Source organism: Rhizobium mulingense (assembly GCF_029194105.1).
Classification (GTDB): Bacteria; Pseudomonadota; Alphaproteobacteria; order Rhizobiales; family Rhizobiaceae; genus Rhizobium; species Rhizobium mulingense.
Genome location: NZ_JARFVE010000012.1, coordinates 59,414 through 74,805, shown reverse-complemented (window position 1 = coordinate 74,805; position 15,392 = coordinate 59,414). Strand labels below are relative to the sequence as shown.

17 protein-coding genes are annotated in these 15,392 nt (G+C 60.5%); 16 read left to right on the top strand and 1 reads right to left on the bottom strand.

The window, feature by feature from the left end:
• Positions 1-4 precede the first annotated feature (4 nt).
• The 7 genes from PYR71_RS23905 to PYR71_RS23880 all read left to right on the top strand — a co-directional run bounded on the left by PYR71_RS23905 (position 5) and on the right by PYR71_RS23880 (position 5,184).
• On the top strand, positions 5-832 hold the full coding sequence (locus PYR71_RS23905) for a shikimate dehydrogenase family protein (RefSeq protein WP_275621099.1): 828 nt from the start codon (positions 5-7) through the stop codon (positions 830-832).
• Between the two features lie 25 nt (positions 833-857).
• Positions 858-1,790, top strand: a complete 933-nt coding sequence (locus PYR71_RS23900; protein ID WP_275621098.1) for a dihydrodipicolinate synthase family protein — start codon at positions 858-860, stop codon at positions 1,788-1,790.
• 131 nt (positions 1,791-1,921) lie between these two features.
• Positions 1,922-2,710 carry a 2-keto-4-pentenoate hydratase gene (locus tag PYR71_RS23895; protein ID WP_275621097.1) on the top strand — a complete coding sequence of 263 codons (789 nt, stop codon included), beginning with the start codon at positions 1,922-1,924 and terminating at the stop codon, positions 2,708-2,710.
• 288 nt (positions 2,711-2,998) lie between these two features.
• On the top strand, positions 2,999-3,598 hold the full coding sequence (locus PYR71_RS23890) for a sugar phosphate isomerase/epimerase family protein (RefSeq protein ID WP_275621096.1): 600 nt from the start codon (positions 2,999-3,001) through the stop codon (positions 3,596-3,598).
• Between the two features lie 502 nt (positions 3,599-4,100).
• A complete protein-coding gene (locus tag PYR71_RS23885) occupies positions 4,101-4,475 on the top strand; it encodes an SDR family NAD(P)-dependent oxidoreductase (protein ID WP_275621095.1) in 375 nt (124 codons plus the stop codon).
• Positions 4,406-4,876 carry an SDR family NAD(P)-dependent oxidoreductase gene (locus tag PYR71_RS31065; RefSeq protein WP_416340310.1) on the top strand — a complete coding sequence of 157 codons (471 nt, stop codon included), beginning with the start codon at positions 4,406-4,408 and terminating at the stop codon, positions 4,874-4,876. The genes PYR71_RS23885 and PYR71_RS31065 overlap by 70 nt, the downstream gene beginning before the upstream one ends.
• 71 nt (positions 4,877-4,947) lie before the next feature.
• Positions 4,948-5,184 (top strand): LysR family transcriptional regulator, encoded by a 237-nt coding sequence (locus PYR71_RS23880; protein WP_275621094.1) that lies wholly within the window; start codon positions 4,948-4,950, stop codon positions 5,182-5,184.
• 205 nt (positions 5,185-5,389) lie between these two features.
• Here the strand turns inward: PYR71_RS23880 and PYR71_RS23875 are convergent, their stop codons facing one another.
• Positions 5,390-6,094, bottom strand: a complete 705-nt coding sequence (locus PYR71_RS23875; protein ID WP_183916364.1) for a transcriptional regulator NanR — start codon at positions 6,092-6,094, stop codon at positions 5,390-5,392.
• A 180-nt stretch (positions 6,095-6,274) separates the two neighbouring features.
• Between PYR71_RS23875 and oiaX the strand changes: the two genes are divergently transcribed.
• The 9 genes from oiaX to PYR71_RS23830 all read left to right on the top strand — a co-directional run bounded on the left by oiaX (position 6,275) and on the right by PYR71_RS23830 (position 15,391).
• Positions 6,275-7,531: a 3-oxo-isoapionate-4-phosphate decarboxylase OiaX gene (gene oiaX / locus PYR71_RS23870; RefSeq protein WP_275621093.1), complete on the top strand. Its 1,257-nt coding sequence runs from the start codon at positions 6,275-6,277 to the stop codon at positions 7,529-7,531.
• 5 nt (positions 7,532-7,536) lie between these two features.
• Entirely contained in the window at positions 7,537-8,871 is a 1,335-nt protein-coding gene (locus PYR71_RS23865) for a four-carbon acid sugar kinase family protein (RefSeq protein ID WP_275621230.1), read from the top strand.
• A 1-nt stretch (position 8,872) separates the two neighbouring features.
• Entirely contained in the window at positions 8,873-9,676 is an 804-nt protein-coding gene (locus PYR71_RS23860; protein ID WP_275621092.1) for a triose-phosphate isomerase, read from the top strand.
• Positions 9,673-10,119 (top strand): D-erythrulose-4-phosphate isomerase, encoded by a 447-nt coding sequence (derI, locus tag PYR71_RS23855; protein WP_275621091.1) that lies wholly within the window; start codon positions 9,673-9,675, stop codon positions 10,117-10,119. Before PYR71_RS23860 ends, derI begins: the two co-directional genes overlap by 4 nt.
• A 78-nt stretch (positions 10,120-10,197) precedes the next feature.
• The gene (locus PYR71_RS23850) at positions 10,198-11,025 is read left to right on the top strand and encodes a phosphogluconate dehydrogenase C-terminal domain-containing protein (RefSeq protein WP_275621090.1); all 828 of its coding nucleotides are present in this window, start codon (positions 10,198-10,200) and stop codon (positions 11,023-11,025) included.
• Positions 11,026-11,123: 98 nt separating this feature from the next.
• Positions 11,124-12,065, top strand: a complete 942-nt coding sequence (locus PYR71_RS23845) for a D-ribose ABC transporter substrate-binding protein (protein ID WP_183916354.1) — start codon at positions 11,124-11,126, stop codon at positions 12,063-12,065.
• A 73-nt stretch (positions 12,066-12,138) separates the two neighbouring features.
• Positions 12,139-12,783: a DUF2291 family protein gene (locus PYR71_RS23840; protein WP_275621089.1), complete on the top strand. Its 645-nt coding sequence runs from the start codon at positions 12,139-12,141 to the stop codon at positions 12,781-12,783.
• Positions 12,780-14,330 (top strand): sugar ABC transporter ATP-binding protein, encoded by a 1,551-nt coding sequence (locus PYR71_RS23835; RefSeq protein WP_275621088.1) that lies wholly within the window; start codon positions 12,780-12,782, stop codon positions 14,328-14,330. The genes PYR71_RS23840 and PYR71_RS23835 overlap by 4 nt, the downstream gene beginning before the upstream one ends.
• Complete coding sequence (locus PYR71_RS23830; protein ID WP_049731474.1) at positions 14,327-15,391, top strand: ABC transporter permease; 1,065 nt, start codon at positions 14,327-14,329, stop codon at positions 15,389-15,391. The genes PYR71_RS23835 and PYR71_RS23830 overlap by 4 nt, the downstream gene beginning before the upstream one ends.
• Position 15,392 lies beyond the last annotated feature (1 nt).

The following is a 15,392-nucleotide window of genomic DNA, read 5'->3' as shown; positions in this document are numbered from 1 at the left end:
ACGTATGCGAGCGAGTATTCCTAACCTCGATGGCAGCTCACGTGTCTACGCTGTGTTTGGCGATCCAATCCACCAGGTCCAAACGCCGCGGCTGATTAACCCGATCTTTGCCGCCGCGAACGTTAACATTTACGCAGTGCCATTCCTGATAACCGCCGAACGTTTCCCGGCAGTGTGGGATATTTTCTCTGCCATTCCTAACCTCTGCGGTATCAGCACCACGATCCCTCATAAGGTCGCAGCGGCCAAGAGGTGTTCAACCCTCACGCCGACAGCAAAGGCAGTCGGCGCCGTCAACTGCGTGCAGCGCGGAGAGGACGGCCAGATGCACGGCGCGCTTTTTGATGGTGTCGGCTTTGTTAACGGTCTTGGCAAGGCAAAGTCCCGACTGCGCGGCGCCCGCGTGCTGATTGTCGGAGCGGGTGGAGCTGGTCGCACTATCGCGTTTGCCCTCGCTGAGGAAGGCGCTGCGAGGATCGATCTTATGGACCTTTCTGCTGAAGCAGTCGCCTTCACCGCGGCTATGGTCAACACCTTCCGGGGTGAAAAATGCGCAGTTGCGGTCGATGGATCGGCAGGATGGGACTACGATATCGTCGTCAATGCATCGCCGATCGGCGTCAAGGGAGACAGCAAATTCCCTATGCCGGCTTCCGCCATAAGGCCCGACATGCTCATCGCCGATATCGCCAGCTTAAGCGGCGAAACGGCCCTATTGCGCGCCGCCAAGGCAGCCGGTGCAACGGTGTCTGACGGCAATGACATGCTGCTGGCGCAGATCCGCCTGATGGCGGGTTTTGCGGCAGGTCTGCCAGCAGGAACCGCGCTTTGACAATCAGGAAAGAGAGAGACTCATCATGAAGATCCAAGCCCAGGGTATCGTCCCCGTCATGCTTACCCCGTTCACACCGGATAACCGGATCGATTGGGAGGGTCTTGAGCGGCTGGTTGAATGGTATATCGCCAACGGCGCCGACACCCTCTTTGCCGTCTGCCAATCGAGCGAGATGCAGAAGCTATCGCTGGAAGAGCGAGTTGAGCTTTCCAAGAGAGTTGTCTCGCTGGCTGCCGGGCGTGTCCGGGTCATTTCGTCAGGACACATTAGCGACAGTCGCGATGACCAGCGCGCCGAACTGGTGGCGATGGCCGGAACAGGGATCGATGCGCTGGTCCTGGTCAGCAACAGGCTCGACACAAGGAATGCAGGAACCGAAGCACTTCGCTCCAGCCTCGACGCCATCTTGAGCTGGCTCCCCAGCGACCTGGCCCTCGGTCTGTACGAATGCCCGGCTCCCTATCGCCGCCTCTTGAGCGATGACGAGTTCAAGCTGTGCCGCGATACCGGTCGCTTCGTAACGCTGAAGGATGTCTCCTGTGATCTTGAAACCGTTAAACGACGCGTCGCTCTCTCCGGCGATTCCGGCTTTGCGATTGTTAACGCCAATGCAGCCATCGCCTCAGCCGCTATTCGCGCTGGTTCGAAGGGCTTCTCTGGCGTCTTCACCAATATCCACCCCGACCTCTACGCTTGGCTTTACAAGCACGCTTCGGAAGACAGCGATCTGCGCCGCGAACTTGAAATCTTCCTGGCGCTCGCAGCGATGGCTGAACCGATGGGCTATCCTGGTCTGGCCAAGGTTTGGCACAAGCGCCTTGGCACCTTTGACAGCATCCATTCTCGTGTAACGGATTATGACATCGCCGAGCGGCACTGGGCAGTCATGGATCTTCTGGACCATATTCAGCAGGGGACGGAGACGTTTCGCGAGCGGATCAATCAGGCATCCTAACAAGCGGTGGCCGTCGGTTTTGCTCTTACCACGATCTTCCGCCGAGTGCGCCGTCGTCCATGGCACTGATCGGGACGAACCGGATACCTTCATCGTTCAGGCGACGCCGTTGAAATGACCAAGAGGCAGACATGACTTCTATGCTAGCCACCCGTGACGTTATTGCATTGGCTCAACAGCTATACAGCCTGCGTCATGACGGAAGCCAGGTACTCACAGTCAAGCTCGTAGCAGTGCCCGTAGCGCTTGAGGATGCGATCGACGTACAGAGCCAGTTGACGAAGCTTGAAGGAGCAGACGTCAACGCCTGGAAAGTAGCCAAATCGCCCGGCGGCGACCCCGTCGCCGCTCCGCTTCATCCCTATGTGGCTAATCCTCCCGATGTGGAAATCGCCTGGCGAAGGGGCATGAAAATCGAGGTGGAAATTACCGTTGAGCTTTGCCAGGATCTGCCTGTTCGCACGGATAGAATCTATGAGCGCGCCGACATCGAGGCCGCGATTTCCAACGCCTACCTTGGCGCTGAAATGGTTTGGAGCGGCATTTCGGAAGGCGGCACCATTTCCTTCCCCGCCTTCCTAGCAGATCGCCTAGGAAACATGGGGTACGTACGAGGGCCAGCCCTGCCCTTAACAGTCCTTCAGCCCGGCACGAACACTCCTCTCAAAGTTCGGCTCAACGGCGGAGTCGGCTTCGACGCTGCCGGACACCACCCGACGAAAGATCCGCTCACCTGGCTCTGCGACTACGCAAACAATCGATCGAGGCCTGCAACAGTGCTCACAGCAGGCTCGATCATCACGACGGGGAGCCTCTGCGGTGCAATCGACGTTTCCGGTCCGGGCGACGTGTCCATCAAGTTCGGCGAGCATGCTGTGCTGAATTTCGGGCTTAGTGAAGCCGCGAGACAAGGAGGCTGAAGCAATGCAGCTGAATCCCGTCTTCACTGTGAAAGCCTTGTCGCATACGAGCCGGTACCCCCTTCCCGATTGCCCACGCGGTCTTTCTTCGGGTTTTCCAAGCTCTGACATGAAGCTCATGCCTGAGCGCATCGGCAGAGCGACAGCTATGGCGCGTGGATCACGATCGAGGGTCTACGTGCGGCGAACACTTTTTATCAACCAAACCTGGGTTGCCGCTGTCCACGGGTAATGCCGGAGCCACGGTCAACACAGCTTCGAATCGCACCAAGCGACAGGGAGACATCAATGATCATCAACACTTTTTCCTATCTTTGGAAATCCACTGCGGTGGAGGCGATGGCTGAGCTTACCAGACATGGCTTTAAGGTATTTGAGGTTCCCGTAAGTTCCCCTCACTGCTGGCCGGACGAGATGTCGGCAAAATTGCGATCTGATGCGAAGAAGCAGCTCGACGATCATGGCGCGACCGTCAGGTCGCTGAACGCTGGCGGATACGACATCAACCTCGCCAGCCCGGCCGCAAACATGAGGCGCAAAAGCTCGGACCATATCAAAGATGTTATCCAGCTTGCAGTCGATTGGGGAGTGACGGACGTCGTGATCTCTCCAGGAACGCGCCGCCCAATGATTTCCCCCACGGTTCCTCAAGCTCTTGGCTGGCTATATGAAAGTCTCGATGTGCTTCTGCCGGTTGCGAAGCAGGCCGGCGTGCGGTTACTCATGGAGAATACCCCATATTGTTTCAGGCCAACGATTGGTGAACTCGTCGGCGTCGTCGATGAAATTAAAAGCGAAAATCTAAGTATCGTCTACGACGTCGCAAACGCGGCCTATATCGGCGAGGATCCCGTAGCCAGTCTTCGATCACATCACGCGCCCACATAGGTCTCGTGCATATCTCAGATACTGGAACGGACGTGTGGGGGCACGATCCTATCGGCACGGGGGTCGTAGATTTTGAAGGTCTGGGGCGCGCCGTCGATTCAGTTTTCAGCATCGATTGCGTCGTTCTCGAGATTATTCGCGAAGAAGAACCGCTGTTGGAAATTAACAAAGGACTGCAGGAGCTCAAGAAAAGGGGCTGGAGGATTGATTGATGAACCCGTATCGCAATCACTCTCCATGCGGGCGAATCTTCCGGGCCTTCGGTGGCTGGAATGAGCTTTGCATGCGGTAATCCACCTAAAAGAGCTGGATACCCAGTGGGGATCTACCCGCACCAGTGTGACAATGATGGACATTCACCTAGTTACGGCAACATCTCGCTCAGCATGTGGGCTGAAATTTCAGAACTCGCTATATATCTAGAACTAGGTTGCGAATTGGAAGCGATTTCCATAATATTGAATTATTCAATCGGGAGAAGCGTCTATGAGAGTTTTAGTCAGTGGAGGAAGTCGCCGAATTGGCGCTGCGGTTTGCATCCGGATCGCCGAAGCCGCGGCATCAAGAGGCGAGCGAGCAAAGAATCGCCGTCTGTGGCCTTGGTTCATCCGAAGGGCAACAGGATGTCGCGCGTTCGGTGCGCGCGTTGGGAGGCGATGCTATTGAGCTATCCGGAGACCTGGCCGATGTCGATGTGGCCCCAAGGCTCGTAGAGGCGGCGGTATCGGAATTCGGTGGTCTAGACGCTCTCGTTGCCAATGCCGGCGTGGCGAGCCCCGGAAACATCTGTGATCTGACGGTTGCCGATTGGGACAAGATGTTCGCTGTCAACCTTCGCGGGCATGGCTTCTGGCCAAGTACTGCTACCCGCATTTGAAGCAGAGCCGAGGCGCAGCATGCTTCACATCGTCAATGTCGGGACAAGTCCCCCATGCGGGATCAGGTGCATACAGTCCCACCAAAGCGGCGCTAACTATGCTTGCGAAGACCCTCGCTCTAGAATGGGCGCCCGATGGCATCCGCTCAAATATAGTCTCTCCGGGAATGACCCACACTCCAATGTCTGCAAAGATGTACGCCGATCCAGCGATCAAGCGGGCAAGAGAGGATCTAATCCCACTTTCGAGGATCGGCGATCCAAGAGACATTGCTAATGCGATTGAGTTCCTGATAAGCCCACTTGCGAGTTACATTACCGGTCAAGACCTCTGCGTCGATGGCGGCTTCTCCAAATCTATTCTAAGTCACATCCCAGGGCGTCCAAGCTCAGCCCCGTAATCGCCATGTCGATCCAGCACGACGGATGTCATGCCGCCTGTATCCCATAAGTTTTGTAAATGAGGGCGGCGATGGATTTCAGGCAAATGGAAACGTGCGTTTCCATCGCGTCAGGCAGTTTCGGTCGCGCGGCCAATCGGCTTCACATCACCCAGCCTGCCATTTCGCTCCGGATATCCGGTCTGGAAGAGGAGTTGGGGGTCAAGCTTCTTGATCGGCTCAATGGCAGCATCCAGTTGACTGCGACAGGCCTGGAATTGCTCGCTTGCGCGGAGGGCGTGCTCGAGCGCGCACATTTGCAGCCATAGCTATCTCCACTTTCCGGTGAGATGGTATGCAGATGAATGACAAATGCCATAGCGCTTTTTGAGCGCCTTCGCCCCTCTCGTTTCTTTTAGTTGCTCTTGAATTTATCTGAACCGACAATCTCAATCATGTGGGATCGCCTATTTATGGAACTGCAGCGTTCCGGACACTTCGTAATTTTCTCGATGCGACCTTTATTTTTACGCGTTATTTGGCATAGAGCGCGCGCGACCGCTCGAGATGTTTCAGGATTGCCGTTTCGGCGCCGTCGACGTCATTAGCTTCGAGCCGATCAACGATCTCATCATGTTCGGCGAGCGTGAACTTTTCCTTGCCGGTCCAGATCAGCATCTCGGTATGATATTCCTTCAGCCAGGCAAGCATGGCTTCGCTGACGGCAATGTAGATCGGATTGCCTGAGATCTGGGCGATACGGGTGTGGAACTCCATATCGGCGTCGATGAACTCTTCGGCCCGTCCGAGCGAGGCGCGCTGGCGCTCGATGATTGCCCTGAGGTCTTTTATATCATTTGCCGAAGCCCGCTGCGCGGCCTCGCGGGCCATGCCGCGCTCGAAGAAGATGCGGGCGCTCTTCAGATGTTCGAGCGAATCCGCCGATTGCGACAGCATGATCTTGGCGGTGAGGTCGACCTGGCGGAAGATCGATTTTGCCGTGAGCCGCAAGACCTTCGCCCGTTCGCCGTGCGATATGCTGACGAGACCCTTGTTGGCGAGCGACTGCATGGCCTCGCGGATCGCCGGGCGGCCGACGCCGAAGCGCTCCATCAGCACCCGCTCGGAGGGCATTTCGTCGCCGGGCTGAAGCTCGCCTGAGGTGATCAATCGCTCAAGTCGATCAAACACTTCGTCGGAGAGTTTCCGGCGGACGATCTGTTCGAGGGGCTGGGTCATGAGATCTCGCTGGCTCAAAATGTCTCCTCCTAACAGTTTTCCGAACCAAGGACAAAGCTTGCGGCCGAAAATTTGCGCGTCCGAAGATTCCCCTTTGCAATGGGTGGAATACTCATTATACCACATCATAAGTTGACGCCATGACAATATACTTAGGCTACGAGGAGCAGCTGTCGGTTCATGATGATTACCCTGACCTACCGCATCGAAACGCCCGGCAGCGTCGAGGCGATGGCGGAGAAGATCGCCAGCGACCAGTCGACCGGGACCTTCGTGCCGGTTTCGGGCGAGACCGAGGAGCTGAAGGCGCGCGTCGCCGCCCGGGTGCTGGCGATCCGCCCGCTCGAGGATGGGCGTCACCCGACCTGGCCGGAGGCGGCTCACGGCACGCTGCTCCACCGCGCCGACGTCGACATCGGCTTTCCGCTTGAGGCGATCGGCACCGATCTCTCCGCGTTGATGACGATCGCGATCGGGGGCGTCTATTCGATCAAGGGCATGACCGGCATCCGCATCGTCGACATGAAGCTGCCGGACGCCTTCCGAAACGCCCATCCCGGCCCGCAGTTCGGTATTCCGGGCAGCCGCCGCCTTACCGGCGTCGAAGGCCGGCCGATCATCGGCACGATCGTCAAGCCGGCGCTCGGGCTGAGGCCGCACGAGACGGCGGAACTCGTCGGTGAGCTGATCGCATCGGGCGTCGACTTCATCAAGGACGACGAGAAACTGATGAGCCCGGCCTATTCGCCGCTCAAGGACCGCGTCGCGGCGATCATGCCGCGCATTCTCGATCATCAGCAGAAGACCGGCAAGAAGGTCATGTATGCCTTCGGCATCTCACATGCCGACCCCGACGAGATGATGCGTAACCACGACATCGTCGCTGCAGCCGGCGGCAACTGCGCCGTCGTCAATATCAACTCGATCGGCTTCGGCGGCATGAGCTTTCTGCGCAAGCGCTCGAGCCTGGTGCTGCACGCGCATCGAAACGGCTGGGACGTGCTGACGCGCGATCCGGGCGCCGGGATGGACTTCAAGGTCTACCAGCAGTTCTGGCGGCTCTTGGGCGTCGACCAGTTCCAGATCAACGGCATCAGGGTAAAATATTGGGAGCCGGACGACAGCTTCGTCTCTTCCTTCAAGGCCGTCAGCGCGCCGCTTTTCGATACTGCCGATCGCCCGCTTCCGGTCGCAGGTTCCGGCCAGTGGGGCGGGCAGGCGCCGGAGACCTATCAGCGCACCGGCCGTACCGTCGATCTCCTCTATCTCTGCGGCGGCGGCATCGTCAGCCATCCCGGCGGCCCGGCCGCCGGTGTTCGCGCCGTGCAGCAGGCCTGGCAGGCGGCGGTCGCCGACATTCCGCTCGAGGTCTACGCCAAGGATCATCCTGAATTGGCCGCCTCGATTGCAAAATTCAGCGACGGCAAGGGCGCGTGACCGATATGAACGGACGTCTCGTCAGCTATTACGGCGATGATTTTACCGGTTCGACCGACGTCATGGAGGCGCTTGCCTCGAACGGTGTCGAGACCGTGCTCTTCCTTGACCTTCCCACGCCGGAATTGCTCGCCCGCTTCAAACACTGCCGCGCGATCGGCCTGGCGGGAACAAGCCGCAGCGAAACGCCCGCATGGATGGAGGAACACCTTGCGCCGGCCTTCGACTGGCTGAATTCGCTCGGTGCTTCGATCTCCCACTACAAGGTCTGCTCGACCTTCGATTCCAGCCCCGGGATCGGCAATATCGGCAAGGCGATCGAAATCGGCCGCAGGCGTTTCGGGCAATCCATCGTGCCGGTTATCGTCGGCGCGCCGCAATTGAAGCGCTATACGGCCTTCGGCAATCTCTTCGCCGGCTATCAGGGCCGCGTCTACCGCATCGACCGCCATCCGGTGATGAGCCGCCACCCGGTCACGCCGATGGGCGAGGCGGATCTTGCGCTCCACCTGTCGAAGCAGACCTCCCTCCCCGTTCTGCTCGCCGATCTCGTCGCGATCACCGCGGCGGACGTCGACCAACGGATCGACGCACTGACATCGAATGGCAAAGGAATCCTGCTCCTCGATGTCGACTCCGAGGCAACGCAGTCGGCCGCCGGCCGGCAGATGCTGCGGGTCACCGGCCGCTCGGGAGGTTTCGTCGCCGGTTCGTCGGGGGTCGAATATGCCCTGCTCAGCACCTGGCGGCAGGCCGGCATGATCGGCGAGACCGGGGCCGAATTTGCCGATATCGGCCCGGTCGATCGCCTCGCCGTCGTCTCCGGCAGCGTTTCGCCGACGACCGAGCGGCAGATCCGCACGGCTGCCGAGAACGGTTTCGACAGCATTGCGCTCGATCCGCTGGCGCTGGTTTCCAATGGCGAAGCCGCTGTGGAGGCGGCCGTGCAGGCGGGTGTCCGGAAACTGAAAGAAGGCAGGAGCGTCATCCTCTATACGGCGCTCGGCCCATCCGCGGACCGCGGCGCCGATATCGACCGGCTGCCGGGCGCCCGTCACCGGCTCGGCAGTACCCTTGGCACGATACTGCGCCGCCTTATCGAAGCGGAAGGGCTGTCTCGCGCCGTCGTTGCCGGCGGCGACACGTCGAGCCATGCGCTCCGGCAATTGAAGATCAACGCGCTGACGACGCTGTTGCCGCTTCCCCAGACACCGGGCTCCCCGCTCTGCCTCGCCCATGGCGACTATGCCGCGACCAACGGCCTGCAGATCGCGCTCAAGGGCGGCCAGGTCGGCACCGACGGCTATTTCGCGCAGATCCGTGACGGAAGGAAGAATTGAGATGGTCGTCTGGGTTGGCACCAGCTTCAAGATGAACAAGACGCTTGAGGAAGCGCTCGCCTTCGCGCGCCGCCTCGCCGATACTGACGGCGGCCGCGATGCCCCCGTGCAGCGTTTCGTCATTCCCTCCTTCACTGCGGTGCGCGAGGTCAAGCGTGTGCTGGCCGAGACCTCGGTGAAGGTCGGCGCCCAGAACATGCATTGGGAGGATGCCGGCGCGTGGACCGGCGAAATCTCGCCGCTGATGCTCAAGGATTGCCGCCTCGATCTCGTCGAGCTCGGCCACTCAGAACGGCGCGAACATTTCGGCGAAACCGACGAAACCGTCGGCCTCAAGGTTGCCGCCGCCATCCGCCACCGCCTGACGCCGCTGATCTGCATCGGCGAGACCCTGCAGGAGCGCCAGGAGGGGCGGGCCGACGCCGTGCTGCGGCGGCAGGTCGAGGCCGCCCTGAGGGGCGTCGACACCGAGGCCAGCGAGGCTCCGATCCTGCTTGCCTATGAGCCGGTCTGGGCGATCGGCGTCAACGGCATTCCGGCGACGGCTGGTTACGCCTCGGAGCGGCACGGCAAGATCGCCGAGGTGGCGAAATCAATTCTCGGCCGCCAGGTGCCGGTCCTCTATGGCGGCAGCGTCAACGCCGGCAATTGCGAGGAACTGATCTGCCAGCCCGATATCGACGGCCTGTTCATCGGCCGCTCCGCTTGGTCCGTCGAAGGCTATCTCGACATTCTCAGCCGCGTCAGTGCGGCGATCGACCGCTCATCTTCACGCCAGACGGCGAGTGAAAGGAAACTGCCATGAAGATCGCAATTGGCGCCGACAGCGCCGGCAAACCGCTCCTGGATGTCATTGCCGCCCATCTCGCCGGCAAGGCGGGCCTCGAAGTTCACGATCTCAGCCAGGCCGGCTTTTATGCCGATCTCTCCCAGCGCCTAGCTCAGACGATCGTCGATGGCGAGCATCAGCGCGGCATCCTGTTCTGCGGCACCGGCATCGGCGTGTGCATCTCCGCCAACAAGGTGCCGGGCATCCGCGCCGCCCTCACCCACGATACCTATTCGGCCGAACGGGCGGCGAAATCCAACAACGCCCAGATCATCACGATGGGCGCGCGCGTCATCGGTCCGGAACTGGCGAAATCGATCGTGGACGTCTGGCTCGCCTCCGAATTCGATCCTGAAGGCCCCTCGGCCGGCAACGTGCAGGCGATCGACAGGCTCGATGCGGAAAAACATGGGGCTTAAGCGCCTGATTGATGGTATGGTGATTGACACATCATACCAGTTTATGATCCTATTCAGAACTGACAAGGTGAGGAAAACATGACCAAGATTGCTCTCTTCGGCGCCGGCGGTAAAATGGGATACCGGCTTGCCAAAAACCTCAAGGGCTCGCGCTTTGAAGTGCGGCATGTCGAAGTGAGCGACGCTGGCAAGACGCGCTTGAAGAACGATCTCGGCCTCGATTGCGTACCGGTCGATGCCGCCCTCGACGGCGCTGAGGTGCTCATCCTCGCCGTGCCGGATACGGCGATCGGCAAGGTCGCGGCCGGCATCGTCGACAAGCTTGCGCCCGGCACCATGGTGGTGGCGCTCGATGCTGCCGCTCCCTTCGCCGGCCATCTGCCGAAGCGTGACGACCTCACCTATTTCGTCACCCATCCCTGCCATCCACCGATCTTCAATGACGAGACGGATATGCAGGCCAAGAAGGATCATTTCGGCGGTCTCTTTGCCAAGCAGCATATCGTCTCGGCGCTGATGCAGGGGCCGGACAGCGCCTACGCACTCGGCGAGGAAATCGCCAAGATCATCTGGGCGCCGGTCATGCGTTCGCACCGGGTCACCGTCGACCAGCTCGCCATGCTCGAACCCGGCCTGTCCGAGACCGTCTGCGCCTCTCTGCTCGTCGTCATGCGCCAGGCAATGGACGAATGCGTGGCGCGAGGCGTGCCGGAACAGGCCGTCCGCGACTTCCTGCTCGGCCATATGAACGTGCTCGGCGCGGTCATCTTCAAGGAAGTCGACGGCGTGTTCTCGGATGCCTGCAACAAGGCGATCGAGTTCGGCATTCCGGCGCTGATGCGCGATGACTGGAAGAAAGTCTTCGAACCGCAGGAGATCGCCGAAAGCATCCGGCGCATCACCTGAACCAGCTTGGGGAGGCAAAGCCCTCCCCCTATACCGCCCCGGGAGACGGGGCACCGCTCCGAGGAGAACGGGGCGTCATTCACCACAGGGAGGAAAGAATGAAACTGACGCGCAGACTGACACTCGCAGCCTTTGCCAGCGCATTGGCGCTCGGCACGGCAATGCCGGCCTTTGCGGCCGATCTCATCGCCATCATCACGCCGGCGCATGACAATCCCTTCTTCAAGGCCGAAGCCGTCGGCGCCGAGGCCAAGGCGAAGGAACTCGGCTACGAAACCCTCGTCATGACCCATGACGACGACGCCAACAAGCAGTCGGAAATGATCGATACGGCGATCGGGCGCGGCGCCAAGGCGATCATCCTCGACAATGCCGGCGCGGACGCCTCCGTCGCCGCCGTCAAGAAGGCCAAGGATGCCGGCATCCCCTCCTTCCTGATCGACCGCGAAATCAATGCAACCGGCGTTGCCGTCGCCCAGATCGTTTCGAACAACTATCAGGGCGCCCAGCTCGGGGCGCAGGAATTCGTCAAGCTGATGGGCGAGAAGGGCAATTACGTCGAGCTGGTGGGCAAAGAGTCCGACACTAATGCCGGCATCCGCTCGCAGGGTTATCACGACGTCATCGACGATTATCCGGAGCTGAAGTCGGTCGCCAAGCAGTCGGCCAACTGGAGCCAGACGGAAGCCTATTCGAAGATGGAAACCATCCTCCAGGCAAATCCCGATATCAAGGGCGTCATCTCAGGCAATGACACCATGGCCATGGGCGCGATCGCAGCCCTTCAGGCCGCAGGCCGCAAGGACGTGATCGTCGTCGGCTTCGACGGCTCCAACGATGTGCGCGACTCGATCAAGTCGGGCGGCATCAAGGCTACCGTGCTGCAGCCGGCTTACGCGCAGGCCCAGTTGGCGGTGGAACAGGCCGACGCCTACATCAAGAACAAGACGATGCCAAAGGAAGAGAAGCAGTTGATGGATTGCGTTCTCATCAACGCCGACAATTCCGGCAAGCTCGAGACCTTCGCCCTGACGAATTGATCAGCACCAATTGCGGAGGGTGCAGCGTTGCGCCCTCCGCAATGCATTTTGCAAGACGTCGAGGTTCACCCGCATGTTGAGAATGAAGGGCGCCCTGCTTGCCGCCGTCGTGGCGGCGGCCTTGCCCGGTTGCAAGATCATCAAGACGCCGACCGCGGAGGAGAAGGCGGCGGCCGCGGCCAAGACCGCTTTTGACCCGAATGCCAAGGTCGAGACGATCTGGCAGCCTGAGGTCGTGCCCTATTTCGAAAAGCGCGCCGGCGAGCTGAAGGACGTCATGCTACTTGCCACTTCCAATCCGGATGCTGCCGGCGAGAAATACGGCAATCCGCGCAAGCAGAGCAGTTCGCCCTGGACCTATGCGGTGAAGATCACCGGCAAGGTCGTTGCGGCCGACACGGCCTCGCGCGCGGCAACGCTTGATGTCGACGCCGATGGCGATGGCAAGGCCGATGCGAAGGTGCAGATCGGACCGGCCCTGCGCGGCACCGCACTGCGCGACACGCTGGAGTTCGTCAATTTCAACGAATTCAAAAACCAGATCGAATGGGCGCAGTTCGGCAAGGCGTTCAACGAGAAGGCCAATACCGCTTTTCTCTCCGCCGTTCCGCGCGACGGCCTCGCCGGTAAGACGGTGACAGTGATCGGCGCCTTTCCGCTGCCGAAAAGCGGCGAGCTTCCGCTCGTGACCCCTTCTGAACTGAAGGTGGGCTCATGACGGTGGCAGAGGCACAAGAGGACGATATCATCCTGCGCCTCGACGATGTGTCGAAGGTCTATTCGGGCATCGTTGCCGTCAAGCGCGCCAATCTGGAGCTGCGCCGCGGCGCGGTGAACGTTCTGGTCGGCGAAAACGGCGCCGGCAAATCGACGCTGATGAAGATCATCGCCGGCGTCGAGCGCCCGACGCTCGGCCGCATCATCCTCGACGGCAAGCCTGTCTCCTTCGACAGTCCGGCCGACGCGCAGGCCAATGGGATCGGCATGATTTTCCAGGAACTCAATCTCTTCGCCAACATGTCGGTCGCCGAAAACATTTTTGCCCGGCGCGAGATCACTCGCGGCCTGCTCGGCATCGATCACCGGGCGCAGGTCGAGAAGGCCAATGAATTTCTGCGGCGTCTCGATGCCGGCATCGAGGCCGACACTATGGTCGAGGATCTGCCGATCGGCCAGCAGCAACTCGTCGAGATCGCCAAGGCGATGTCGCTCAATGCCCGCATCCTGATCATGGACGAGCCGACCTCCGCGCTGTCGGCGGCCGAAGTCGAGATCCTGTTCAAGGTGATCGCCGAGCTGAAGGCGCAGGGCGTGGCCATCGTCTATATCTCGCACCGGCTGGAAGAGCTGATGCGCATCGGCGACTACATCACGGTGCTGCGCGACGGCCAGATCACCGGTCATGCCATGGTGCGCGACATCGATACACGCTGGATCGTGCGCTCGATGATCGGCTCGGATGCCAAGGATTTTGCGAAATCCGTTACCCATTCCATCGGCAGCGAGATGTTCCGCGCCGAAAATATCAGCCTTCCCAGACCGACCGGCGGGCTTGCTGTCAAAGATGTCTCCTTGTCGGTCAAGGCAGGCGAAATTCTCGGCATTTACGGCCTGATGGGCGCCGGGCGCAGTGAATTCTTCGAATGCGTGATCGGGCGTCATATGCATTCGAGCGGCAAGATTTTCATCGACGGCAAGGAAGTGCGAGCACGCGACACCACGCGGCGCATCCGCCGCGGCCTTGCGCTCATCCCCGAAGATCGGCAGCGCGAAGGACTGGTGCAGGTGCTTTCCATCGCCTCCAATCTGACGCTCGCAAGCCTTTCGCGTTTCACCCGGCTTTTCCATATCGACAGCGGCGCGGAGAAAAGCGCCATTCGGGAGGCGATCCGCGATCTCTCGATCAAGGCGCCGAACCCGGATTTCGAGGTCACTTCGATGTCCGGCGGCAACCAGCAGAAGGTCGTCATCGGTAAGGCCCTGATGACCAATCCGAAGGTGTTGCTGATGGACGAGCCGAGCCGCGGTATCGATGTCGGCGCCAAGGCGGACGTCTTCCGCACCATGCGGCGGCTGGCGGCAAACGGGCTCGCCGTTCTGTTTTCGACCTCCGACCTCGAAGAGGTCATGGCGCTATCCGATCGCATCGCGGTCTTGAGCAACGGCCAGTTGGTTACTGTCTTCGACCGGGACGAGGCGACGGAAGAAGCGATCATCGCGGCTTCGGCCAAGGGACACGGACATCAAGGGAAACTCGCGTCATGATGGCGGCTACGTCTACCACTCTTGCGCCGAAAGGCGCCAACGGCTCCGCGCTTCTGACGCTGATGAAGCTCAGGACCTTCATCGCGCTTTTCGCCGTCATCATCTTCTTTGCGATCTTCGCGCCGAACTTCACCTCGACGGCGAACATGATCCTGATGTCGAAGCATGTGGCGCTGAATGCGTTCCTGGCGATGGGCATGACCTTCGTCATCATCACCGGCGGTATCGACCTCTCCGTCGGTTCGATCGTCGGCCTGTGCGGCATGGTGGCCGGCGGCCTGATCCTCTACGGGATCGAACTGCCGATCGGCTACACCATCTATTTCAACCTCTTCGAGATCGTGCTGATCACGCTGTCGATCGGCCTTGTCATTGGTCTCATCAACGGTCTGTTGATCACCAAGCTCAACGTCGCGCCCTTCATCGCCACGCTCGGCACGCTCTATGTCGCCCGTGGCCTGGCGCTGCTGTCTTCTGATGGCCAGACCTTTCCGAACCTTGTCGGCCGGCCGGAATACGCCACGACCGGCTTCGACTTCTTCGGCGCGGGCCGCATTCTTGGCCTGCCGGTGTCGATCTGGATCCTGATCGTGCTGGCGCTCGCGGCCGCCTATGTCGCCCGCTCGACGCCCATCGGCCGCCACATCTTCGCCGTCGGCGGCAATGAGCGGGCGGCGCGCATGTCCGGCATCCGCGTCGATCTCGTAAAAATCTTCGTCTACATGTTCTCCGGCCTTTGCGCGGCCATCGTCGGCGTCGTCATCTCCTCGGAGCTGATGGCCGCCCATCCGGCGACCGGCGAAAGCTTCGAGCTCAACGCGATCGCCGCGGCCGTGCTCGGCGGCACCTCGATGTCGGGCGGGCGCGGAACGATCGGCGGCACGATCATCGGCGCCTTCGTCATCGGCATCCTCTCCGACGGTCTCGTCATGATGGGCGTTTCCTCCTTCTGGCAGATGGTCATCAAGGGCCTCGTCATCATCATCGCCGTGGTCGTCGACCAGGCACAGCGCCGCCTGCAGCAGCGCGTCACCCTTATGCAGATGGCAAAGGCAGGTTGAC